Source organism: Methyloradius palustris, assembly GCF_019703875.1.
Lineage (GTDB): Bacteria > Pseudomonadota > Gammaproteobacteria > Burkholderiales > Methylophilaceae > Methyloradius > Methyloradius palustris.
The window spans coordinates 1,057,400-1,076,593 of sequence record NZ_AP024110.1 but is presented as its reverse complement, the minus strand read 5'-3'; the positions used below and the strand labels follow the sequence as shown (position 1 = coordinate 1,076,593).

The following is a 19,194-nucleotide window of genomic DNA, read 5'->3' as shown; positions in this document are numbered from 1 at the left end:
ATAATCTGGGCTATTAAGCGACTGAAATCACTTTGGAGTGCGTACTTCTTCGTCATGCTTTTCTTGGTAGATTTCTTTACTGGCAGCAGATTCATCTTGGCGAACATCTTGGCGTTCATCTTTTGTGAATTTGCCGTCTGACTTATAGGCACGCTCTTCCTGACGAATATTGCGTTGATCACCGCGCAAATCTTTTGCCTCAGGTCGGGTTAACTCTCCAGACTTTACGCCTTGGCCAATACGCTCATGTTCGTGATGTTGGCGAGCATTGATGCGTGGATCCCTGGTACCTGCGGCGGCAGAACTAACAAAGGCTACTGAAACGGCAAGTGTGATAATAGAAACTAGATATTTATTCATTTTGGAGCTCCTAAGTTTGGTTTCTTAAAGTCAGTTGTACAGGCTACTATTTCACATTCTTATATTTCCTACCCCAGACAATGCCAGCCTTGGTAAAAAATCAGATGTTAACGATTAAACGTAAGGTTCATGGCAAATCCGTCGTTAGGTAAACACTAATTAAGCGCTAAAATACAAATCAACATTCATCTTTTCTTTCACCATCCATCATCGATACTCCTTATGTTAGAAATTGGCTTCACTATCCTTCTAGTTTTACTAGCCTGGTTCTGGTTTGACAGCATGGGCACGCGCGAAATAGCCATCAAGCAAGGCACTAGCCTTGCTGAGCGTACCAACTTGCAGTTTTTGGATGAATCCGTCGCATGCAGCCGTGTATCACTGGCAAGAAACCATCGTGGTCATGTGCAGTTGCTGCGCACTTATGAGTTTGAAGTGAGTGCCAGTGGTGGCGAGCGTTTATCGTGCAACCTGACTTTACTCGGCAATCAATTGCAGTCATGGCACATTCCGCCTTATTTACAGGCCTTGCATTAAGCTTGCAAACCTGGAGTTATAGAGGGCGTTTTGCGCCATCCCCCACTGGGCCACTGCATTTTGGCTCGCTCGTCACGGCAGTAGCCAGCTACTTGGAAGCCAAATCAAATAATGGGCAGTGGCTGGTTCGTATGGAAGATATTGATACTGCACGCGAAGTACCTGGTGCTGCGGATGACATATTGTTTACCCTTGAGCAATTTGGTTTCAGATGGGATGAAGCCGTCATCTATCAAAGCAAACAACACGCTGAATACGCCGCAGCATTGGAAAAGTTGGTAAACAGTGAATTAGTTTACCCATGCTGCTGTTCACGTAAAGAAATCGCCGATTCGGCAATGCATGGCTTGGATGGCTTGATTTATTCTGGCACTTGCAGAAATGGAGCCCTCGCGAAACAAGGCCGAAAACCAGCCATGCGCATTAAAGTACCAGACTCACACATCAGCTTTATCGATGCGCTACAAGGTGAAATCGGGCAACACTTAGCAGACGAGATTGGCGATTTTGTATTAGAACGTGCAGATGGCTTTTATGCTTATCAATTGGCAGTCGTGGTCGATGATGAGGCGCAACATATCACCCACGTGCTGCGGGGTGCAGATTTAATCGACTCAACACCCCGCCAGATCTATCTGCAGCAAGTACTAGGCTTTGCAACACCTCACTACACCCACACCCTCATTGCAGTGAATGTACAAGGCGAAAAACTAAGCAAAACTACGCAGGCAAATCCGCTGGATAAAACCAAACCCGTATTGCATCTTTGGCAGGCTCTGGATTTTTTGGGGCAGTCGCCGCCACAAGGCTTACAAACGGCAAGTTTGCCTACCTTATGGGATTGGGCGAATAGCTACTGGCGCATATCGAATGTGCCCGCATTAAGGCATCAAATAGTACGAGGTTTTTAAGTCTAGCTAGCTTGAAAGTTATACAGGCTTCTCAGTGGCGATAGGCGCATGGTTGCCAGCCATCTCCACCCTGTTTCTACCCGCAGCTTTAGCACGATATAAAGCTTTGTCAGCAGCACGCAGTAACTCTTCTGTAGTACCGCCGTGATCAGGGAATGCTGCAACTCCGAAAGAAGCTGATACTTGACCTAGCGAGCGTCCGAAGTGTTGGAGTTGCATGGCAAAAATAGTCTCGCGTAGCTGATTGGTGAGTTGCACCACGATATTAGGTGCCGCTTCAGGGAAAATAATCACGAACTCTTCGCCACCAAAACGACAAGCAACATCACCAGCACGGGAGTTCTTGGCAAGCACTGAACCCACTTCGCGTAGCAGCATATCGCCGGCGTCATGACCAAAGGTATCGTTAAAAGTCTTAAAGTGATCCAGGTCAAGAATCACCAAGCCCAGCGGACGATTCTTACGTTTTGCCGTAGCGATTTCGCGCTGTAGCGATTCTTCCATATATCGACGGTTGAATAAGCCAGTGAGTGGGTCGCGCACGGATAAATTACGCAAAGTATCGCGCAGCTTGATGCTGGACATCGCCAGCGCGATCTGGTTGGCTAAGTTGTGCGCAAGATTACGCTCATCCAGCCTGATTTCGCGATTATGACGATTCTCGAGATAGAGTGTACCCATCACATTACCCTGCGCCACAATCGGTACGCATACGCTGCAGATATCACCCCAATCTTGCAAGTGTCGGCAAGCAATTGAGTGGGTTACGTGATCGAGCACATGAAGCTCACCGCGGCGCAAGGCCCAACAATCTTCAGGTTGGAATATCACATCACTTTTAGATTCCTCACCCCAGCTAACGCTGAGCTCTACTTGGTTACGCGACTCGCGAAACAGAAACAATGCGCCAGAATCCGTATTAAGCAGTCTTGCGGCATATTGGCAAATTACATCGAGAGACTCGTCAGCATCTGAGCATGCTTGCAGCAGGCTGGTCATTTCACCCATCAATGACAAATTACGTACAGTTAACTGGTTCAGGCCTTCGCTTTCAAGCAGCGCTGCCTCAGCCAATCGACGTTGTTTGATTTCACGTTGTCCATTCACAAAAGCCAATACAATCAGCGTGATAAATCCAATACTGATACCTATCAGCCATAGGTTAAGGTTGTGCAGTTTATTGCGCGTATCCTGCTCGCGAATGCGTAGCAAGACCTCTTCTTCAGATGACATTTGCGCATAAAGTGAGCGCATCTGCTCTAGCAATTCTCTAGCATGTGCCATTCGTAGCCCAGATTGCGAGGCATCATAGCTTGGCCCGGTAATCTCGCTATCAGCCATACTCAATAATTCGTTAATAACAGGCGTAAGCAGTTCAAGACGTCCCTGCTGGTCGGGGTTATCAGCAGTCAGGCTTTTTAAATCTGCTAGATTACGTGGGAGTGTTTTCTTCGCCTGGAGATATGCGGGGAGATATGAATCTTGTTTGGTAATGAAATATCCACGTCGCGCACCTTCCACGGCACCCGCATCTATCCTGATATGGTCCAGGGTAATTAACACCGTATTTGAATGTGATACCCATGCACGAGACTGCGCAAGCTCATGGCTGGATTGATGGAATAGCCACAACAATACGGGCACAACCGCCATCGCCAGAAAAAAAGAGAGGTGCTGAGATTTAAAGTAAGTGCGTAAACGAGACATGCGAATTATGGTCAGCTCAAGAAACTAGAGAATATTATTACAACACCAAGTATATAAATATCAAACACTTATCACAACTGCTAAATGGCCGTTATTCCTGAGATAGCTATTAGCAAAAAATGAGCTTGGGGAATACCCATTACAAGCGAGTGCTACAATACTGTTTTATTTTTGCTAGATGATTCAATGCCAAAAACCGACCAACTCCACCGCTTTGTTTTTGAAAATACGCCAGTACGCGGCAATACCGTGCACTTAAACAAAACCTTTGCCGCTGCCCTGCAACATCACGATTACCCACCCATACTGCGCCAAGCACTTGGGGAATTAATGGCAGCCAGCGCTTTATTGGCGGCTACGCTTAAGCTTGAAGGCGGCGCTTTGGTCGTGCAAATTCAAGGTAAAGGCCCTGTCAGCCTGTTAGTGGTTGAATGCACCGCTGAGCTCACTTTGCGTGCCACTGCCAAGTGGTCAGGTGAGCTAGATGATCTTTCTTTTGCAGAGCTGGTTGGCGACGGTTATTTTGTGATTACCCTGGATCCCAAGAATGGCGAGCAATCCTACCAAGGCATTGTGCCGCTTGAGGGTGATAGCATCAGCGAGATTCTTGAAAACTACATGCATCGTTCCGAGCAGATTGAAACCCGCATCTGGCTAAGCTGTGACCAATCAAACGCAGCCGGACTTTTACTGCAAAAACTACCTGACCAGCCAACGCACGATCAAGATGCCTGGAATCGCGCCTGCATCCTTGCCGAAACATTAAGCAATGATGAGTTGCTGGCTACAGATGCTGAAACGCTATTGCTGAAGCTGTTTCACCAAGAAGATATCCGCCTATTTGACGCCAAAGCGATAGCGTTTAAGTGCAGTTGCTCAAGAAACAGCGTATCGAATATGTTGCGCATGCTGGGCGAAGAAGAAATCAACAGCATATTAAGTGAACACGGGAAAATTGAAGTCAACTGCGACTTTTGTAATGCCTACTACGCTTTTGATAAAGTGGATGCGGCATTATTGCTTAAAGCTGACGTAGTGCCAGAAGCACCAAAAACACAGCACTAGATTGGCCAAGTCAATATCAATTACGAACACTGAACTCTCTATTTTTATGAAAGCTGCGCTATGAAAAAAACCATCTCAGTCTTATTTGCATTACTCACTTTAGCCAGTTCAACAGCGAATGCTGCGGGTAAGGATGACCTTTGGGAAAGCAAAATTTCGATTGAAGGCATGGAGATGATGGGAATGGCTATTCCATCTCAAAAAATCTGTACCCAAGCCGGCAGGTCGATGGATCCTAACGATGCGATGAAAGGTCAAGATGGCTGCACTGTGAGCGATTACAAAAACGCAGGGACTAAATCTAGCTGGAAGTACAAATGTACTGGCGCTCAACCGATGTCAGGTAGCGCTGAAATGAATGCCACCGCCAATGAATACACCATCAAAATGAAGACCCAAACTGCTCAGGGCAATATGAACATGACGGCTAACGGCAAAAAAATAGGCAGTTGTAATTACGAAACTGATGGCCCGCAGGCAAAGAAATAGGCGAAGTCTGCAGGCAGCTAGGCCTACAGTTTTGCTGCCTGACGTGCCCGCTCAAACAGGCAAATGGCAGCGGCAGTAGCTGCATTCAGCGACTCGACCTTACCCGACATGGGGATATGTACCTTCTGGCTAGCGGCTTGTAGCAAAGTTGTGCTCAGTCCAGCACCTTCATTACCAATCAGGAAAGCTGTAGGTTCAGTCAAGCTTTGCTCGTAGAGAGATTCGCCATCCATAGCAGTTGCTAAGGTCTGGCCTTTGAATTGTTGTACTTCTGCCATCAAATCGGCACGTTCAATAATCGGCAGTACAAACTGCGCGCCCTGCCCACCACGCAAGGCTTTAGGCGACCATGCATCAGTACAGCCAGTGGAAAGATAAACTGCCTGCACATCAGCCGCTGCCGCGGTACGTAAGATGCCGCCGAGGTTGCCTGGGTCTTGAATATCTTCCAGCATCAGCACAAAGTCTGGCGCTTCGGGCACATCCAGTTGTGGGATTTTGATCAGCGCCAGTATGCCAGTGGGTGAAGCGACAGGCGTCAGCTCGGCAAACATGAGTGTGGTGAACATCACGGTAGGAATATCCACCAAATGCTGTATCAGGCCATTCACTTCATTGCTAGACTGCCCCTCGGCAATAATCAGTAGCTCAGGCATGCCAAACTGGTCGATATAAGCATTCACCAAGTGCACGCCATCCAGCAAGGTCTGATTCTGCTTGCTACGCTCGCGCGAAGATTCTGCCAGCTTTTTCAGTTGCTTGAAAAGTACGTTATCGCGCGATGTAATATGCTTAAATGTCATGAGTTTTATAGATTTACTGAAGGTCTCATTTTAACCGAATTAGCTTAGCGCCATACTTCAATAAACAATCAAGAGTGATAAAGCGATGAACGATAAACAACTGGTAGCACAACACGCGGCCAACCTGGTCGAAGACGGCATGGTAGTTGGCTTGGGCACGGGCTCAACTGCAAACTACTTTATTGAAGCGCTGGCACACCGATACACCAGTGAAGGCCTGAAAGTCACTACTGTCTCCAGCTCTTACATCAGCGCAATCAAGGCGCGTGAAGTTGGGCTGCCTTTGTTAGCGATGGAGCAGATCAGCAAGCTGGATATTTATGTCGACGGCGCTGATGAAGTCACCCCCAGTCTTGCATTGCTCAAGGGGCGTGGCTCAGACTTGGTAAGAGAAAAGTTGTTAGCGCGTGCCAGTGCTGAATTCATCGTGCTGGTTGACCAAAGCAAACTGGTCAGCCGTATCGGTGAAAAATATGCCATCCCGATTGAAGTCATGCCGTTTGCATGGCAGCTGGTTCAAGCCTCGCTGCAAGCTCAAGGTGCCATCGGCGAATTGCGCCCCAATGCAAGTAAAGACGGCCTGGCGATGACCTCGCACGGCAGCCTGGTGCTGGAAATGACCTTTGACGCTAAGCTCAGCAGCAGCGAGTTAAATATCATCTTGAACAATACGCCAGGCATTGTTGAACACGGCATTTTTGAAGGCCTAGCTGGCACGGTGCTGATTGCGCATGAAGGCAAGATAGAAACGCGGCTGGCGGATTAATTCCACATAGCAATCTTACAACCTGCTTTAAACTAGCATCCATTTTTAAAGCAAGAAAGTGTTACCCCCCTATGCAACTCGAACGTATCCTCTTTTCCCAAGGTTTTGGCTCCCGCAAAGGCTGTCGCTCGCTGGTGCGGCATCATGCCGTTACGGTTCAGGGCAAGCCATGTGATGACCCGTTTGCCGAGTTTGATCCTGCTGGGCTTGAATTCACGGTGAATGGTGAGGCCTGGCAATACCATGAGAAAGCCTATCTCATGCTCAATAAACCGGCAAATTACGAGTGCTCGCACAAACCCAAGCATCACCCCAGCGTATTTATGCTGCTACCTGCAGCGCTTACAGAGCGTGATGCACAATGCATAGGCCGTCTTGATGAAGACACCACTGGGCTGATATTGCTCTCCGATGATGGCCAGTTCATCCATCGCATGAGCTCACCCAAATGGAAAGTGCCCAAGGTGTACGAAGTGACTACCAAACACCCAGTAGATGAAGCGCAAGTCAGCGCGCTGATCAAAGGCGTGCAACTGGTCGATGAGACTGGCATCACCGCCGCTCTTGCCTGCAATGTCGTCAGCGATAACGTCATCCACCTGACGCTGGCTGAAGGCAAATATCATCAGGTAAAACGCATGCTAGCTGCAGTCAGCAATCGGGTAGAAGGTTTAAAGCGCATCAAGATAGGCGAGCTGGATTTACCAGATGATTTGGCTGAAGGTGAATGGCGCTGGCTGACTGAGGCAGAAATGAAGATGCTGACTTCGGCAGAAAGAATATAAACAAATAATACTCAGCGACGGATACCGCTGACTACACCGTTTAATACTACTTACAGCCAAGGTAATTATTATGAAACTGCTCAAATTCTGTGGTGCATTTTTAATCCTGACCTGCCTTTACCAAACGGCTAATGCTGGGCCGTTTTTAGATAAATTAAAAGCGCGCATGGCTGAGCGGCAGCAAGGTACTGAAGCCGATGATGGCGGCATGGGCAGCAGCCAATCATTCACTTTACCTGCTGGTGCCACACTAAAAAGTGACATCCCTTACGGCAGCGATAAAGCGCAGCGCATGGATGTCTATATCCCGCAAAACGCTCAAAACGCGCCTGTCATATTCATGGTGCACGGCGGCGGCTGGAAACGCGGCGATAAAGCCATGAACCGCGTGGTAGAAAACAAGGTCAACCGCTGGCTGCCCAAGGGCATCATCTTTGTATCCACCAACTACCGCATGCTGCCCGATGCTGACCCACTAGTACAAGCCAATGATGTCGCCCTCGCGCTTGCCAAGGCGCAAAGTCTGGCTGCCAGTTGGGGTGGGGACAGCAAGCGCTTTGTCATCATGGGCCACTCTGCTGGTGCGCATCTGGTTGCACTCATCACTGCCAGCCCCAGCATCGCAAAACAGCAAGGCGCACAGCCATGGCTAGGTACAGTGATGCTGGATAGCGCAGGCTACGACATTGAAAAAGTCATGACATCCAAACACATGGGCTTGTACGACAACGCCTTTGGCACCGATACCAGTTTCTGGCACAAAGCCTCCCCCAGCGACCAGATGACCCAGAAAACCGTGCCTATGTTGGCAGTCTGCTCAACGCAAAGAAAAGACCAACCCTGCCCAAAACAGGCGCAGCCATTTGTTGATAAAGCAGTAGCATTGGGCACTAAAGCCAGCACCCTGCCAGAGGCGTTATCTCATGGTGAGATCAATGAAAATTTGGGATTGCCCAGTGACTACACGGATCAGGTTGAAAAGTTTATGAGGTATCTTGGGCTAAGCTTATAAATAGTTAGCTATAAATATAGGAGTTCAAAGGAAATGCAGAATGAGCTATTAACAAATGCCCTTGCTCATGAGTTTCAACGATGCAGAGATGCTTTTAATTTATTTGCAGGATTACACTTGATACTAGCAACAGGAAATCAGGATAAAAAAATCGCTATCGCTTCTTACAACGCTTACTCTGATTTCGTTTCCCATCTTTATGAGTTTTATTTAGGCTGTATTAGGCGCGACGGTAGATTTCCAAAACACATCAAAGGGGCAGCGGTAGACAAAGTATTAAACAACGAAGTAAAAAAACTCCTAAATATTAGAAGAGATAGAATTCTTCGTGGTGATGCTCCATCATATGAAAATGACATATCTACTTATCAAGTAGAAGTACCAGAAGAGTTTGGCTTACAGTTCCGCTCTGTAAGAAATATTCGATCACATGCTAGCAGCGACCGCTCCCAATTTAATTTAGCCATCTTTTATTTCAAGTACCATAAATTCATATACTTGTTATTTGAGGAACCTCACTGGCTATGGGATATTGATAAATTCCCAGAACATAATTGGTATGCAATTGAAGAGTTCTCTAAAACTATTGTCCGCCAAAATATAGTTAAATAGCTATTACCAGTTATACCCTTTTACTACAAAAATCTATTTCTCGCTTTAATCCCATTCTTCCGTATAATCCAGTTTCCCTGCGCCAACCAATCAGCGCAGCGGTCATTAAAACCTGATCTTCCTGATTTTCTCAAAGCTATCATGAATGATTAAACATTCGCCTGCCTCGATTGGTGTTGCCTCAAAAGTAATGGGCTGGTTTTAGAAGTTTTGAATTCTGAACAGTGCATCTTAAATTTTGCAGATTCGTTTTCAGCACTTCACTAAATTCAGGGAAACCCGAAAACCGTAGCGAGCGGTTCATATGCAAGGCGCACGGAGCGCAAAACACGAGACAGTACATGAGTACGGCGAGTGTTTGAGCACCGCGCAACGCAGCAGATGAATTGCTCAGTAGGTTTGTCGAGTTTGCCTATAGCTGGAGTATTACCTTGTCTACAGAACAAACAACTACCCCTAACTTTAACGAGTTAGGTTTATCCGAACCCATTTTGCGCGCCATTAGCGACGCGGGTTACACCACCCCTACCCCCATTCAAGCCAAAGCCATTCCGCAAGTATTAAGCGGTGGTGATTTGCTGGCTGGTGCGCAAACTGGCACTGGCAAAACGGCTGGCTTTACCTTACCTATTTTGCAATTGCTGAGCACTAAACCAATTGCGCCTAGCAAAGGCCGCCCACGCTGCCTGATGCTCACACCAACGCGAGAGCTTGCAGCACAGATCGAAGAATCTGTTAAAACCTATGGCAAACACCTGCCATTAAAATCGATGGTGGTTTTTGGCGGTGTGAGCATCAACCCGCAAATCAATCGCCTGAGCCGTCATTTGGACATTCTGGTAGCAACACCAGGCCGTCTGCTGGATTTGGCTGAACAAAAATCCGTTGATCTTTCAGGCGTAGAAATCCTGGTGCTAGACGAAGCTGACCGCATGCTGGACATGGGCTTTATCCGCGACATCAAGAAGATATTGGCTATGTTACCTAAGCAACGCCAGAACCTGCTGTTCTCCGCTACGTTCTCTGACGAGATCAAGACACTGGCCGATGGCCTGCTACATAACCCAGGCTTTGTAGAAGTGGCGCGCCGCAATACCGCCTCAGAGATGGTTGAGCAAACCGTGCACATGGTGAATCAGAGCCATAAGCGCGAGCTGATGAGCTACCTGATCAAGCACCATGACTGGAAGCAAGTACTGATATTCACCCGTACGAAGCATGGCGCGAATCGCCTGACTGAGAAGTTGGTAAAAGATGGTATTGAAGCCGCTGCGATCCACGGCAATAAGAGCCAAGGCGCACGTACTAAAGCTCTAGCCCAGTTTAAGGATGGCAGCATGCGTGTACTGGTAGCGACTGATATTGCTGCACGTGGCCTTGATATTGACCAGTTGCCACAAGTGGTGAATTTCGAGCTGCCAAACATCCCTGAAGATTACGTCCACCGTATTGGCCGTACAGGCCGTGCAGGTGCTAGTGGTGCCGCTATTTCATTGGTAGATAATGAAGAAGCGAAATACCTGAAAGACATTGAGAAGCTGATCAAGCGTGAGATTCCACGCGTTTCAGTAGAAGGCTTTGTGATGCCAACTACTATAGAACCTGAAGCACCGCGCCCTCCACGCCAGCCACACGGCAGGCCACCACGTAATTCACAAAGAACCAACAACGGCCAGCAGCCGAATGGCAGAGATGGGCAGCAGCGCCAAGGTCAGCCTAGAAACTCTCAGAGCAACCCTAGAAACCCTCAAGGGCAAGCTGCGCAAGGCCGAGCACCAACCCAAGGCCAGAGAGCGCCAGCACAAGCGAATAGGGATAACTCTGGTAGAGAGCATGGCAATAGAGGCCAAGCAAACGGTAACAAGCCAGATCAGAACCAGCATCTGTCAGAAGCTGCACGCCATCAATCAATGCCGCAGACTGGGTTATTTACCCCGCCACAGCCAAACCGTAACAATGGCCGCCCTAGTAATCGTCCCAGCAATCGACCCGCCAGCAATCCCTCTAGCCGACCTAATAATCGCACGCGATAATTAAGAAGCAGCAATGAAAAACCCCACATACTTGTTTAGAGTATGTGGGGTTTTTGTTACACCCAAGGGGAAGATTGGGTATTCGGTTGCTTGCTAGTGATTAACTTTTAACTAGCAGGCTATTCTTAACAGATTTAACGCCTTCAACAGATTTAGCGAGCTCTGTTGCTTTAGTGATTTGTTCAGCTTTATCAACAAAACCACTTAACTGAACCACACCCTTGTGTGTTTCAACACTGATCTGGAAGCCGCTGAAACCTTCTTCTTTCACGATTTGAGATTTCACTTTGGTAGTGATTACGCTGTCATTAGCCACACGTTTAACTTCAGCATTTTGTGCTTCTGATTTGAAATCATCGTATTCTTTTTGATCTAAAGTACCGTCTTTATCCAAGTCAGCTTTAGCAAAGTTTTTCTTGGTGAATAACTTTTCACTTGCGACTTCAGAATGGGTCAGAGTGCCATCATTGTCCGTATCAAGCTTGCGGAACTGAACACCATTTGGGTTCTCATTGATATCTGGTTGCGCGAAAACTGCACTGGTGAATGCAGCGGTTGTTAAAGCGACTAATACTGTTACTGTCTTAAGGTTAAATTGATTTTTCATTTTTATCTCCATATCTAAAATTAAAAAGTTAACTGAATGGTTGGGTTGTTATCGAAACTCATTCTGTAGTGCTGTTGCCATCTTAGTGCTGTCTAGTTTTGCTGACAGTCAGCCAGTCCATGATTCATCTGTAAGAAGCCGCTGACATCAGTTTTTTGTATTCTCATGATTAAGCCTTCACCCTACGAACGGTTTCAAAGATGTTCTTTTCTGTTGAATAATTAATGTTGGGTTCCGTATAAAACTTCACGGGCACCTGAATATTTTTAATGGGTTTAATCTGTGATTTCTCTACTGCATTTAAAGGGTGCTTGACTGAGGTATTTGCATCTACATTTTTGAATGCGAAAACAGAAATGCACATCAATAAAGATAAAACGAGCATGAGCAAAGTCAGCACTCGCAAAATATTGTCATTTTCCTTTTGATTCATGATGCGCCCCTCTTGATATTCAAACTGACTAATTAAATTCAGGTGATACAACAAGATTGAATACTAGGAGGCTTAGGTCAAGCGCACAGTCAGACAGACACAATTTCTGTTGTCAGATTGAGACTACAAACTACGGCATACGTGGAAGTGAGGAAAGGGCTTAACTACTGAATACCTTATCTTTAAAACGCAGGCTTTATTATTGCGATTGAATTATTCTGATTTAAGGTCAAGCGGAATCATGGCACGTGTCACCATGCCTTTATCAGGCGCACTGGCGATATCTAAACGGCCACCAATCGCCAACAAACGATGGCGCATGCCCGTTAAACCATGGCGGGTAGTGTCAATATTATTTAAATCAACACCTATGCCATTATCCTCAATCTCCAGCTTGAGGTAATCTAACTCAATCATCAGGTGGACAGAGACTTTAGTAGCTTTAGCGTACTTGCTGGCATTATTCAATGTTTCTTGCACCACACGATAGGCAATCAGGCCTATGGTCTCGCCCAATGAGATGTCCTCGTCTGGCAAAATAACGTTCATTGTCCATTGATTACGCTCACCATTTTCGTCGATCAATGATTTCAATGCCTGCCAGAAGCCAAAGGTAGTAATCATGGATGGATGCAAGTCCTGCACAATCTGACGCTTGAATTGAATGCCCTGATCAAGATAGCGCATGGTTTTGCTCAACTTTTCACCAATCTCTGGGGCAGTTTCTTTGAATTTGCGCATAACCCAGGAAATATCCATCTTGGTGGCAGTCAAGATAGAGCCAAGCTCATCGTGTAACTCTCTTGATAACTTTTGGCGCTCGCGCTCTACATCTTGCTGATATTGCAAGGCCAGTATTTTGAGCTCTTGTGAATTGTTCCTGATTTGACGCTCATATTTAACGAGATCTTGAGCCAACTGGTCGCGCAATTGCTCGCGCGAGGCCATTTCATTGATCAGTTGCCGTATGACCGCAACCACGAGCAACAACAACACAAGCGCACTACCAACAACCAACGCGCGCACGACCGCAATCGAAATTTTGCGCTGTTTGAGCATGACCGTTAACAGGTCAGCACGCTGATCAAGCAATACTTGTGTGTTTTGCATAAACTTATTCATGGCAGCCAAGCCTTGATCAGCCGCTACGATCTCATTGGCCTCTTTAAACTTGCCAGCTTTAGAAAGTTTGACTGTCAATTCCATCTCAGCCACTTTAGATTCAAGACTGGCGCCTACTGACTTCAGCCATTCGTTGTCATGTTTGTTTTTTAACGCTGATGGCTCCTCATCCAGCAATTCATTGATTTTATCGATATTCGCCCTAGCCCCAGCAATAGCATCAGCAAAAGGTGCAATATAAAGTTCTCGTTGCGTCAATATATAGCCACGTTGCGCACTCTCTGCCCTGAATAGATTTGTACGCAGCGCATTAATGGTACTGATGTTCTCGCGAATCTTACCAATCTGTTCAACCTGCTGGCCAAGCTCAGCAATTTTTGAATCAGTAAACACTACAGCCATGATAGACATCACCATGGCAGCAGCCAAGGTTGCGATTACACGGCCTCCCAGCATTTTTTCGATCTTGTCCGCTAGCAGCAATATTTTCTTCATGTCTTGATTAACTCTGGCTCTATAACGGGTTGAGATATGGATATTTTAGGCTGTCAGTGTGTTCTGACAACGGTTTCAGTGTTTATCGACTGAATATAAAACCGATCACTGCCTATGATGGCTACGTACACAAAACAAACACGGAAGGATTCATCATGCTTCATTACTCGATTGTATTTTTTGTCATTGCACTGATTGCCGCATTCTTTGGTTTTTCAGGTATTGCAGCAAGTGCTGCTGGCATTGCAAAAATACTGTTTTTCATATTTTTGGTCATCACCATTATTTCACTACTTGCTGGCATCTTCATTGTTAGCTAAAGCAGGTAGTTACAGGCATTCAAAATTTAATTTCAAAACCACAGGAGAATACTATGTTTAATCTTATTAAAAATCCAGAACTGAAAGAGAACGCTGAAGATTTAGTGGATAACGCTAAAGTGCGCGCGAAGCAAATTAAGAATGAAATCACGGATGATGTTGAAGAGATTAGTGCTGAAGTAAAGAAATCAGCGACTCAACTTGGTAAAAAAGTAAAAGCCAAATCTGCAGAGACCAAACAAGAGGCTGAGAGCTTTTTAAGCAGCATCAAGCGCAATTTAGACTCTGACAAAATTTCAGACAAAAGCACTGAAATTGCTGAGCAACTAGTTGTGTTTACTGACTCAATCAAAGAAGAGTTGATTGATGCGTTCAAGGCAAGCATCGCAGGTACTGAAAAAGTAGTGCGTACACGCACCCTACTTTCACTATCGGTAGCAGTTGGTGCAGGCCTAGCACTTGGTTATGTGCTGGCAAAAAGCGGCACAACTGAAGAAGCATAATTAACAGTTGCTGGCTTCAAATGGGTACGGATGTACCCGTTTGAAGCTGTAAGCATATGCGCTGAGTCGAAACTGTTTATACTCTTGCTATCTCACATTCTGAAAACAAGTCATGAAAAAAATTCTATTAGTTGATGACCATAGCATCGTACGTCAAGGTTTACGCAACCTCATAGAGCTGGAGTCTGATCTTGAAGTGACTGCCGAAGCCGCCTCTGGCGTTGAAGCCATCAAGTTGATACGGAGTCAGAAATTTGACGTAGTCGTCATGGATATCTCAATGCCAGACAAAAACGGCGTAGATACTTTGCATGAGTTAAAGCATGTAGCCCCTGACTTACCCGTACTGATTTTGAGCGGATACGCTGAAGAACAATACGCGCTGAACTTGATACGCAGTGGCTGCAAAGGTTATCTATCGAAAGATGCTGAAGGCGATGAAATCATTACTGCTATTCGTGCAATTGCGAATGGCAAACGCTATATCTCATCCATCTTGGCTGAACTGATGACTAATGAGATCACACAACCAAAAGACAAGATGTTGCATGAAACATTGTCCGAGCGTGAGTTTCAGGTATTTTTCAAGCTAGCGAGCGGGCAAACAGCCACGGAAATTGCCCAAGAATTATTTATCAGCGTGAAAACAGTCAGTACCTATAGAACCCGCATACTCGAAAAAATGAGCCTTAAAAATAATGCAGACCTGACTTATTATGCAATTAAAAATGCATTGATTTCATAACATAAGGCGTTGAAACCAGCATGAATGCTGGATGTAGTCATATGTAGGACAAAAACCGATACAAGAGCTAGGCAAAGAAATTTATGCTTAGTAGTTATGATAAAAGTAAGCTATAAAAAAGGATTTTCCTGTTGCAAACAGCTTCACACAACTCAGTTGTCAGTAGCAAAAAACCGTATCACTTGGAGCACAAGCCCATGCAAGTGCTGCTGATTGAAGACTCGGCTTTGCTACGTGAAGCCATTATGGAAGTCTTATCCCACGCCAGCCTTAACTTCAAGCATGTAGCCACTACACAAGCAGATGCAATTGCTTTGTTAGATAAAGAGACTTTCGACTTCATGATCGTCGATATTGAACTTGCTCAAGGTAACGGTTTTGAAGTGATCAAGCATGTGATGCAACCAGACTATCCCTTCACCCCGCCAATCGCCATGATCCTGACTAACCATGCCCACCCGCACTACCGTCAACGTGCCAAGGACCTTGGTGTGAAGTATTTCTTCGACAAATCTATGGACTTTGACAGTGCTATAGACACCATTGAAGAAGAAGCAGCTAAATTTACTTTATAAACAAGTTCAGCTCATAAAGCTTGCTTGCAACTAGCAGCTTTAGTTTTTATGGGTGAATGCTGCTTTCAAACTAACAGGCTCAACCTGGTAACCTGCATTTCTCAGTAAGTTAATCAGACCGCTCTTACCAGGCAAATGTGCTGCCCCCACCGCCACAAATAAACTATTAAGCGTTCCTTGGTCAGCAATACGAGCGGCCATTTGCTGATTACGCTCATCCAGTAACTTGACGCGCATTTTTGACCAGAGGTCTTTCGGCAAAATGCCAGCAGTAAGCTTTTCATCAATGGCTGCAGTTTTCTCAGGGTCACCTGTCAGATAGGCTTTTACCAACGTTTGGTAATCTCGCTCTTTTTGTGCTTGCGTGCGCTTTAGCACTGCACGCAGCATGGTGAGTTGCTGATTCATGGTCAGATCATCCAGCAACTCAAAATGCTGGGTCGTATCTTCTAGCGCGAGTACATCCTTATCCTGATCTTCTGCCATGCTCAATAACTGGTTATCTAGCGCGAAGTCACTAGCGGGTTTGGGCAAGTCGAAAGTCATGGCCATGAGCCAAGGCTTCATGTGCATGGCCATGTTGCCGTTCAGATAATGAAAATCCGCTAGTGTTTTGACCTGCTCCCATTCTTTGTCTGTCAGCAAATCTTTCAGGTTCTGGTTTTTCATCTGATAAATAGTGGGGTCATTGCCTGGCAACACCTCCATCATAAACACCTGGCTCTCGTTCAATGCACTGATTACAGGCGCAGCAAGCTCATTAACCCTTTCATCATCGGTATGCATGGTGCCAAACAGATAACTGACCTTGCCATTAGGGGCGACTGCTTTCCACAGCATGCTGGTGTTTGCGGCTTGTGCGCTGCCAATAAAACACAACAACAAGATAGAAAAAAGGCCTCGTTTGAGGCCGTTAATTATTAATGTCATGACGAAAAACCTTATCAATCATTATTAAATTTCGGCTTAGCAGGCTTGGCACTACCAGATATATGAGTTCTAACTGATTGACTGGTTTTGCCAGATTTAAAAAGATTAGATTTAAATGGCTGCCTTGGATGCTTAGATATTTCCTTTTGAGACACCTCATTTGGCTTTCTGGTTCTTGATGCTGCCACAATAGGCTTAGCTGCAATTGGCTGCCATGCAGGAATCAAATGCTTTTTGCCACTACCAATTAAATCCTCACGCCCCATACGTTTTAGCGCTTCACGCAGCATGGGCCAATTGTTAGGGTCATGGTAACGAATAAAGGCTTTGTGCAAACGCCGCACATTGCCCGCTTTAGGGATAGGTACATCATCACTGTCAGCAGTCACTTTGCGCAACGGGTTTTTGCCTGAGTGGTACATAGCAGTGGCCATCGCCATCGGCGTTGGCGTAAAAGTCTGCACTTGATCGAGCCTGAAATCATAGCGTTTGAGCCACAAAGCTAGGTTGAGCATATCTTCATCTGTAGTACCGGGGTGCGCGGCAATGAAATATGGAATAAGGTATTGCTCTTTGCCCGCTTCTTTAGAGAAACGCTCGAACATTTCCTTGAATTTATCGTAAGCCTCCATGCTCGGCTTCATCATCTTAGAGAGCACGTTTTCTTCAGAATGCTCAGGCGCGATCTTCAGGTAGCCGCCAACATGGTGTTGCACCAGCTCTTTGACATATTCTGGCGAAGTCACAGCCAAGTCATACCGTAAGCCAGAACTCACCAATATCTTTTTAACGCCTTTAATACTGCGGGCTTTGCGGTAAAGCTGAATCAATGCGGAATGGTCAGTATTCAGGTTTTCGCAAATGCCAGGGTACACACATGAAAGTTTGCGACAAGATTTTTCAATCTTTTCGCTCTTACAAGCCATGCGATACATATTGGCAGTAGGCCCACCGAGGTCTGAAATAACGCCAGTAAAGCCTTCTACCTTATCGCGGATTTCTTCTACTTCTCGCAAGATTGATTCTTCTGAACGGCTCTGGATAATACGGCCTTCATGCTCAGTAATCGAACAGAACGTGCAACCGCCAAAGCAGCCGCGCATGATGTTGACCGAAAAACGAATCATATCCCAGGCGGGGATTTTGGTGCCTGTATAAGCGGGGTGCGGGTTACGTGCGTATGGCAAATCGTAAACGTAATCCATCTCTTTGGTCGTCAGTGGAATCGGTGGCGGGTTCAGCCAGACTTCACGGTCACCATGTTTTTGGACCAGTGCACGTGCATTGCCAGGGTTCGCTTCCAGATGCAGCACACGTGACGCATGCGCATATAGCACAGGGTCGCGTGCGACCTCTTCATAATCAGGTAAACGCACGACTTGCATGGCACGATCAGCCTTGGGTTTGCGGTGAATCTGGATGACATTGGTTTTTTCAACTGGCGCCTCTGCCGCTGCATTAGCAGAAGTTTCTGCGCAGGATTTTCCCGTTTGTTCTTTTGCCGGCTCCATCGCATACGGGTCTATTGGCATATCAACTTTACCTGGTCGATCAAGATTGGTTGAAGCCACTTCTTGCCAACCCTCTGGTAAGTTTTTGCGCAGGTAAGCAGTGCCGCGAATATCAGTAATATTCGCAATTTTTTCGCCTTTAGCGATACGATGGCTCAATTCAACCAACGCCCGCTCAGCATTGCCGTAAAGCAAGATATCGGCTTTTGAATCCACCAATATAGAGCGCCGCACTTTGTCAGACCAGTAATCGTAATGGGCGATACGGCGCAAACTGGCTTCAATGCTACCAATCACCAAAGGCACATCTGAATAGGCTTCGCGGCAACGCTGTGAATAGACCAACACGGCACGGTCTGGGCGTTTATTGGCGGCTGCGTCTGGAGTATAAGCGTCATCTGAGCGAATTTTACGATCAGCGGTATAGCGATTGACCATGGAATCCATATTGCCCGCGGTGACGCCAAAATACAGATTCGGTTTACCTAATGCTTTAAATGCTTCGGCGGATTGCCAATCTGGCTGCGCAATAATGCCAACGCGAAACCCCTGAGCCTCAAGCAAACGGCCGACCAAGGCCATGCCAAAGCTTGGGTGATCTATATACGCATCACCTGTCACCAAGATAATGTCGCACGAATCCCAGCCTAGCTGATCCATTTCGGCACGGCTCATAGGCAAAAAGCCAGCCGTACCAAAACGTTTTGCCCAGTAAGGGCGATGTGAATTTATTAAGCGCAATGTTTCCATGAGTTGCGCATTCTACAGGCAAAGCGATCAATTGTCTGACTAAATGTTGATTTTGTGCCTTATGAATCAATCAGTAAGCAAAAGTAAGAACTTTAAAATCCTGAACATATTTCAATTAAATTA

General features: G+C 46.2%; 21 protein-coding genes. 13 read left to right on the top strand and 8 right to left on the bottom strand.

Going from position 1 to position 19,194, the window contains the following annotated elements; all coding sequences use genetic code 11:
* Window positions 1-27 precede the first annotated feature (27 nt).
* Window positions 28-360 carry a hypothetical protein gene (locus tag ZMTM_RS05270; protein WP_221765256.1) on the bottom strand — a complete coding sequence of 111 codons (333 nt, stop codon included), beginning with the start codon at window positions 358-360 and terminating at the stop codon, window positions 28-30.
* Window positions 361-582: 222 nt separating this feature from the next.
* Here ZMTM_RS05270 and ZMTM_RS05265 point away from each other — a divergent pair, with 222 nt between their 5' ends.
* Window positions 583-897 (top strand): DUF3301 domain-containing protein, encoded by a 315-nt coding sequence (locus ZMTM_RS05265; RefSeq protein WP_221765255.1) that lies wholly within the window; start codon window positions 583-585, stop codon window positions 895-897.
* Window positions 861-1,808, top strand: a complete 948-nt coding sequence (gluQRS, locus tag ZMTM_RS05260; RefSeq protein WP_221765254.1) for a tRNA glutamyl-Q(34) synthetase GluQRS — start codon at window positions 861-863, stop codon at window positions 1,806-1,808. Before ZMTM_RS05265 ends, gluQRS begins: the two co-directional genes overlap by 37 nt.
* Before the next feature lie 18 nt (window positions 1,809-1,826).
* Here the strand turns inward: gluQRS and ZMTM_RS05255 are convergent, their stop codons facing one another.
* On the bottom strand, window positions 1,827-3,515 hold the full coding sequence (locus ZMTM_RS05255; protein ID WP_221765253.1) for a sensor domain-containing diguanylate cyclase: 1,689 nt from the start codon (window positions 3,513-3,515) through the stop codon (window positions 1,827-1,829).
* Window positions 3,516-3,701: 186 nt separating this feature from the next.
* On the opposite strand from ZMTM_RS05255, the gene hslO reads away from it, so the two are divergent.
* Together hslO and ZMTM_RS05245 are read left to right on the top strand one after the other, a co-directional pair.
* Window positions 3,702-4,580, top strand: a complete 879-nt coding sequence (gene hslO / locus ZMTM_RS05250; protein WP_221765252.1) for an Hsp33 family molecular chaperone HslO — start codon at window positions 3,702-3,704, stop codon at window positions 4,578-4,580.
* Window positions 4,581-4,640: 60 nt separating this feature from the next.
* Complete coding sequence (locus ZMTM_RS05245) at window positions 4,641-5,069, top strand: DUF3617 domain-containing protein (protein WP_221765251.1); 429 nt, start codon at window positions 4,641-4,643, stop codon at window positions 5,067-5,069.
* Between the two features lie 23 nt (window positions 5,070-5,092).
* Here ZMTM_RS05245 and ZMTM_RS05240 read toward each other — a convergent pair whose 3' ends face one another.
* On the bottom strand, window positions 5,093-5,872 hold the full coding sequence (locus tag ZMTM_RS05240) for a TrmH family RNA methyltransferase (RefSeq protein WP_221765250.1): 780 nt from the start codon (window positions 5,870-5,872) through the stop codon (window positions 5,093-5,095).
* A gap of 85 nt (window positions 5,873-5,957) precedes the next feature.
* Between ZMTM_RS05240 and rpiA the strand changes: the two genes are divergently transcribed.
* From rpiA to ZMTM_RS05215, 5 genes are all read left to right on the top strand, one after another.
* The gene (gene rpiA, locus ZMTM_RS05235) at window positions 5,958-6,638 is read left to right on the top strand and encodes a ribose-5-phosphate isomerase RpiA (RefSeq protein ID WP_221765249.1); all 681 of its coding nucleotides are present in this window, start codon (window positions 5,958-5,960) and stop codon (window positions 6,636-6,638) included.
* A gap of 71 nt (window positions 6,639-6,709) precedes the next feature.
* Window positions 6,710-7,423, top strand: coding sequence for a pseudouridine synthase (locus ZMTM_RS05230; protein ID WP_221765248.1), 714 nt, complete (start codon window positions 6,710-6,712; stop codon window positions 7,421-7,423).
* Window positions 7,424-7,493: 70 nt separating this feature from the next.
* Complete coding sequence (locus ZMTM_RS05225) at window positions 7,494-8,435, top strand: carboxylesterase family protein (protein WP_221765247.1); 942 nt, start codon at window positions 7,494-7,496, stop codon at window positions 8,433-8,435.
* A gap of 33 nt (window positions 8,436-8,468) precedes the next feature.
* A complete protein-coding gene (locus ZMTM_RS05220) occupies window positions 8,469-9,047 on the top strand; it encodes a hypothetical protein (protein ID WP_221765246.1) in 579 nt (192 codons plus the stop codon).
* Window positions 9,048-9,478: 431 nt separating this feature from the next.
* Window positions 9,479-11,080, top strand: a complete 1,602-nt coding sequence (locus ZMTM_RS05215) for a DEAD/DEAH box helicase (RefSeq protein WP_221765245.1) — start codon at window positions 9,479-9,481, stop codon at window positions 11,078-11,080.
* A 100-nt stretch (window positions 11,081-11,180) separates the two neighbouring features.
* Here the strand turns inward: ZMTM_RS05215 and ZMTM_RS05210 are convergent, their stop codons facing one another.
* From ZMTM_RS05210 to ZMTM_RS05200, 3 genes are all read right to left on the bottom strand, one after another.
* On the bottom strand, window positions 11,181-11,687 hold the full coding sequence (locus ZMTM_RS05210; RefSeq protein WP_221765244.1) for a BON domain-containing protein: 507 nt from the start codon (window positions 11,685-11,687) through the stop codon (window positions 11,181-11,183).
* A gap of 169 nt (window positions 11,688-11,856) precedes the next feature.
* Window positions 11,857-12,120, bottom strand: coding sequence for a hypothetical protein (locus tag ZMTM_RS05205; RefSeq protein ID WP_221765243.1), 264 nt, complete (start codon window positions 12,118-12,120; stop codon window positions 11,857-11,859).
* A 213-nt stretch (window positions 12,121-12,333) separates the two neighbouring features.
* On the bottom strand, window positions 12,334-13,737 hold the full coding sequence (locus ZMTM_RS05200) for a CHASE3 domain-containing protein (protein ID WP_221765242.1): 1,404 nt from the start codon (window positions 13,735-13,737) through the stop codon (window positions 12,334-12,336).
* A gap of 155 nt (window positions 13,738-13,892) precedes the next feature.
* Here ZMTM_RS05200 and ZMTM_RS05195 point away from each other — a divergent pair, with 155 nt between their 5' ends.
* The 4 genes from ZMTM_RS05195 to ZMTM_RS05180 all read left to right on the top strand — a co-directional run bounded on the left by ZMTM_RS05195 (window position 13,893) and on the right by ZMTM_RS05180 (window position 15,880).
* Window positions 13,893-14,057, top strand: a complete 165-nt coding sequence (locus ZMTM_RS05195) for a DUF1328 domain-containing protein (protein WP_221765241.1) — start codon at window positions 13,893-13,895, stop codon at window positions 14,055-14,057.
* A 53-nt stretch (window positions 14,058-14,110) separates the two neighbouring features.
* Entirely contained in the window at window positions 14,111-14,560 is a 450-nt protein-coding gene (locus ZMTM_RS05190; protein ID WP_221765240.1) for a hypothetical protein, read from the top strand.
* Window positions 14,561-14,672: 112 nt separating this feature from the next.
* On the top strand, window positions 14,673-15,305 hold the full coding sequence (locus ZMTM_RS05185; RefSeq protein WP_221765239.1) for a response regulator: 633 nt from the start codon (window positions 14,673-14,675) through the stop codon (window positions 15,303-15,305).
* Between the two features lie 131 nt (window positions 15,306-15,436).
* Window positions 15,437-15,880: a response regulator gene (locus tag ZMTM_RS05180; RefSeq protein ID WP_225907107.1), complete on the top strand. Its 444-nt coding sequence runs from the start codon at window positions 15,437-15,439 to the stop codon at window positions 15,878-15,880.
* A 39-nt stretch (window positions 15,881-15,919) separates the two neighbouring features.
* Here the strand turns inward: ZMTM_RS05180 and ZMTM_RS05175 are convergent, their stop codons facing one another.
* Window positions 15,920-16,810, bottom strand: a complete 891-nt coding sequence (locus tag ZMTM_RS05175) for a TraB/GumN family protein (protein ID WP_221765238.1) — start codon at window positions 16,808-16,810, stop codon at window positions 15,920-15,922.
* 14 nt (window positions 16,811-16,824) lie between these two features.
* Window positions 16,825-19,071 carry a YgiQ family radical SAM protein gene (locus ZMTM_RS05170; protein WP_221765237.1) on the bottom strand — a complete coding sequence of 749 codons (2,247 nt, stop codon included), beginning with the start codon at window positions 19,069-19,071 and terminating at the stop codon, window positions 16,825-16,827.
* Window positions 19,072-19,194: the final 123 nt, after the last annotated feature.

Excerpts from the sequence above, each read along its gene's own strand:
- ZMTM_RS05270 (WP_221765256.1), bottom strand. The coding sequence starts at position 360 with ATGAATAAATATCTAGTTTCTATTATCACACTTGCCGTTTCAGTAGCC.
- ZMTM_RS05265 (WP_221765255.1), top strand. The coding sequence starts at position 583 with ATGTTAGAAATTGGCTTCACTATCCTTCTAGTTTTACTAGCCTGGTTC.
- gluQRS (WP_221765254.1), top strand. The coding sequence starts at position 861 with ATGGCACATTCCGCCTTATTTACAGGCCTTGCATTAAGCTTGCAAACC.
- ZMTM_RS05255 (WP_221765253.1), bottom strand. The coding sequence starts at position 3,515 with ATGTCTCGTTTACGCACTTACTTTAAATCTCAGCACCTCTCTTTTTTT.
- hslO (WP_221765252.1), top strand. The coding sequence starts at position 3,702 with ATGCCAAAAACCGACCAACTCCACCGCTTTGTTTTTGAAAATACGCCA.
- ZMTM_RS05245 (WP_221765251.1), top strand. The coding sequence starts at position 4,641 with ATGAAAAAAACCATCTCAGTCTTATTTGCATTACTCACTTTAGCCAGT.
- ZMTM_RS05240 (WP_221765250.1), bottom strand. The coding sequence starts at position 5,872 with ATGACATTTAAGCATATTACATCGCGCGATAACGTACTTTTCAAGCAA.
- rpiA (WP_221765249.1), top strand. The coding sequence starts at position 5,958 with ATGAACGATAAACAACTGGTAGCACAACACGCGGCCAACCTGGTCGAA.
- ZMTM_RS05230 (WP_221765248.1), top strand. The coding sequence starts at position 6,710 with ATGCAACTCGAACGTATCCTCTTTTCCCAAGGTTTTGGCTCCCGCAAA.
- ZMTM_RS05225 (WP_221765247.1), top strand. The coding sequence starts at position 7,494 with ATGAAACTGCTCAAATTCTGTGGTGCATTTTTAATCCTGACCTGCCTT.
- ZMTM_RS05220 (WP_221765246.1), top strand. The coding sequence starts at position 8,469 with ATGCAGAATGAGCTATTAACAAATGCCCTTGCTCATGAGTTTCAACGA.
- ZMTM_RS05210 (WP_221765244.1), bottom strand. The coding sequence starts at position 11,687 with ATGAAAAATCAATTTAACCTTAAGACAGTAACAGTATTAGTCGCTTTA.
- ZMTM_RS05205 (WP_221765243.1), bottom strand. The coding sequence starts at position 12,120 with ATGAATCAAAAGGAAAATGACAATATTTTGCGAGTGCTGACTTTGCTC.
- ZMTM_RS05200 (WP_221765242.1), bottom strand. The coding sequence starts at position 13,737 with ATGAAGAAAATATTGCTGCTAGCGGACAAGATCGAAAAAATGCTGGGA.
- ZMTM_RS05195 (WP_221765241.1), top strand. The coding sequence starts at position 13,893 with ATGCTTCATTACTCGATTGTATTTTTTGTCATTGCACTGATTGCCGCA.
- ZMTM_RS05190 (WP_221765240.1), top strand. The coding sequence starts at position 14,111 with ATGTTTAATCTTATTAAAAATCCAGAACTGAAAGAGAACGCTGAAGAT.
- ZMTM_RS05185 (WP_221765239.1), top strand. The coding sequence starts at position 14,673 with ATGAAAAAAATTCTATTAGTTGATGACCATAGCATCGTACGTCAAGGT.
- ZMTM_RS05175 (WP_221765238.1), bottom strand. The coding sequence starts at position 16,810 with ATGACATTAATAATTAACGGCCTCAAACGAGGCCTTTTTTCTATCTTG.
- ZMTM_RS05170 (WP_221765237.1), bottom strand. The coding sequence starts at position 19,071 with ATGGAAACATTGCGCTTAATAAATTCACATCGCCCTTACTGGGCAAAA.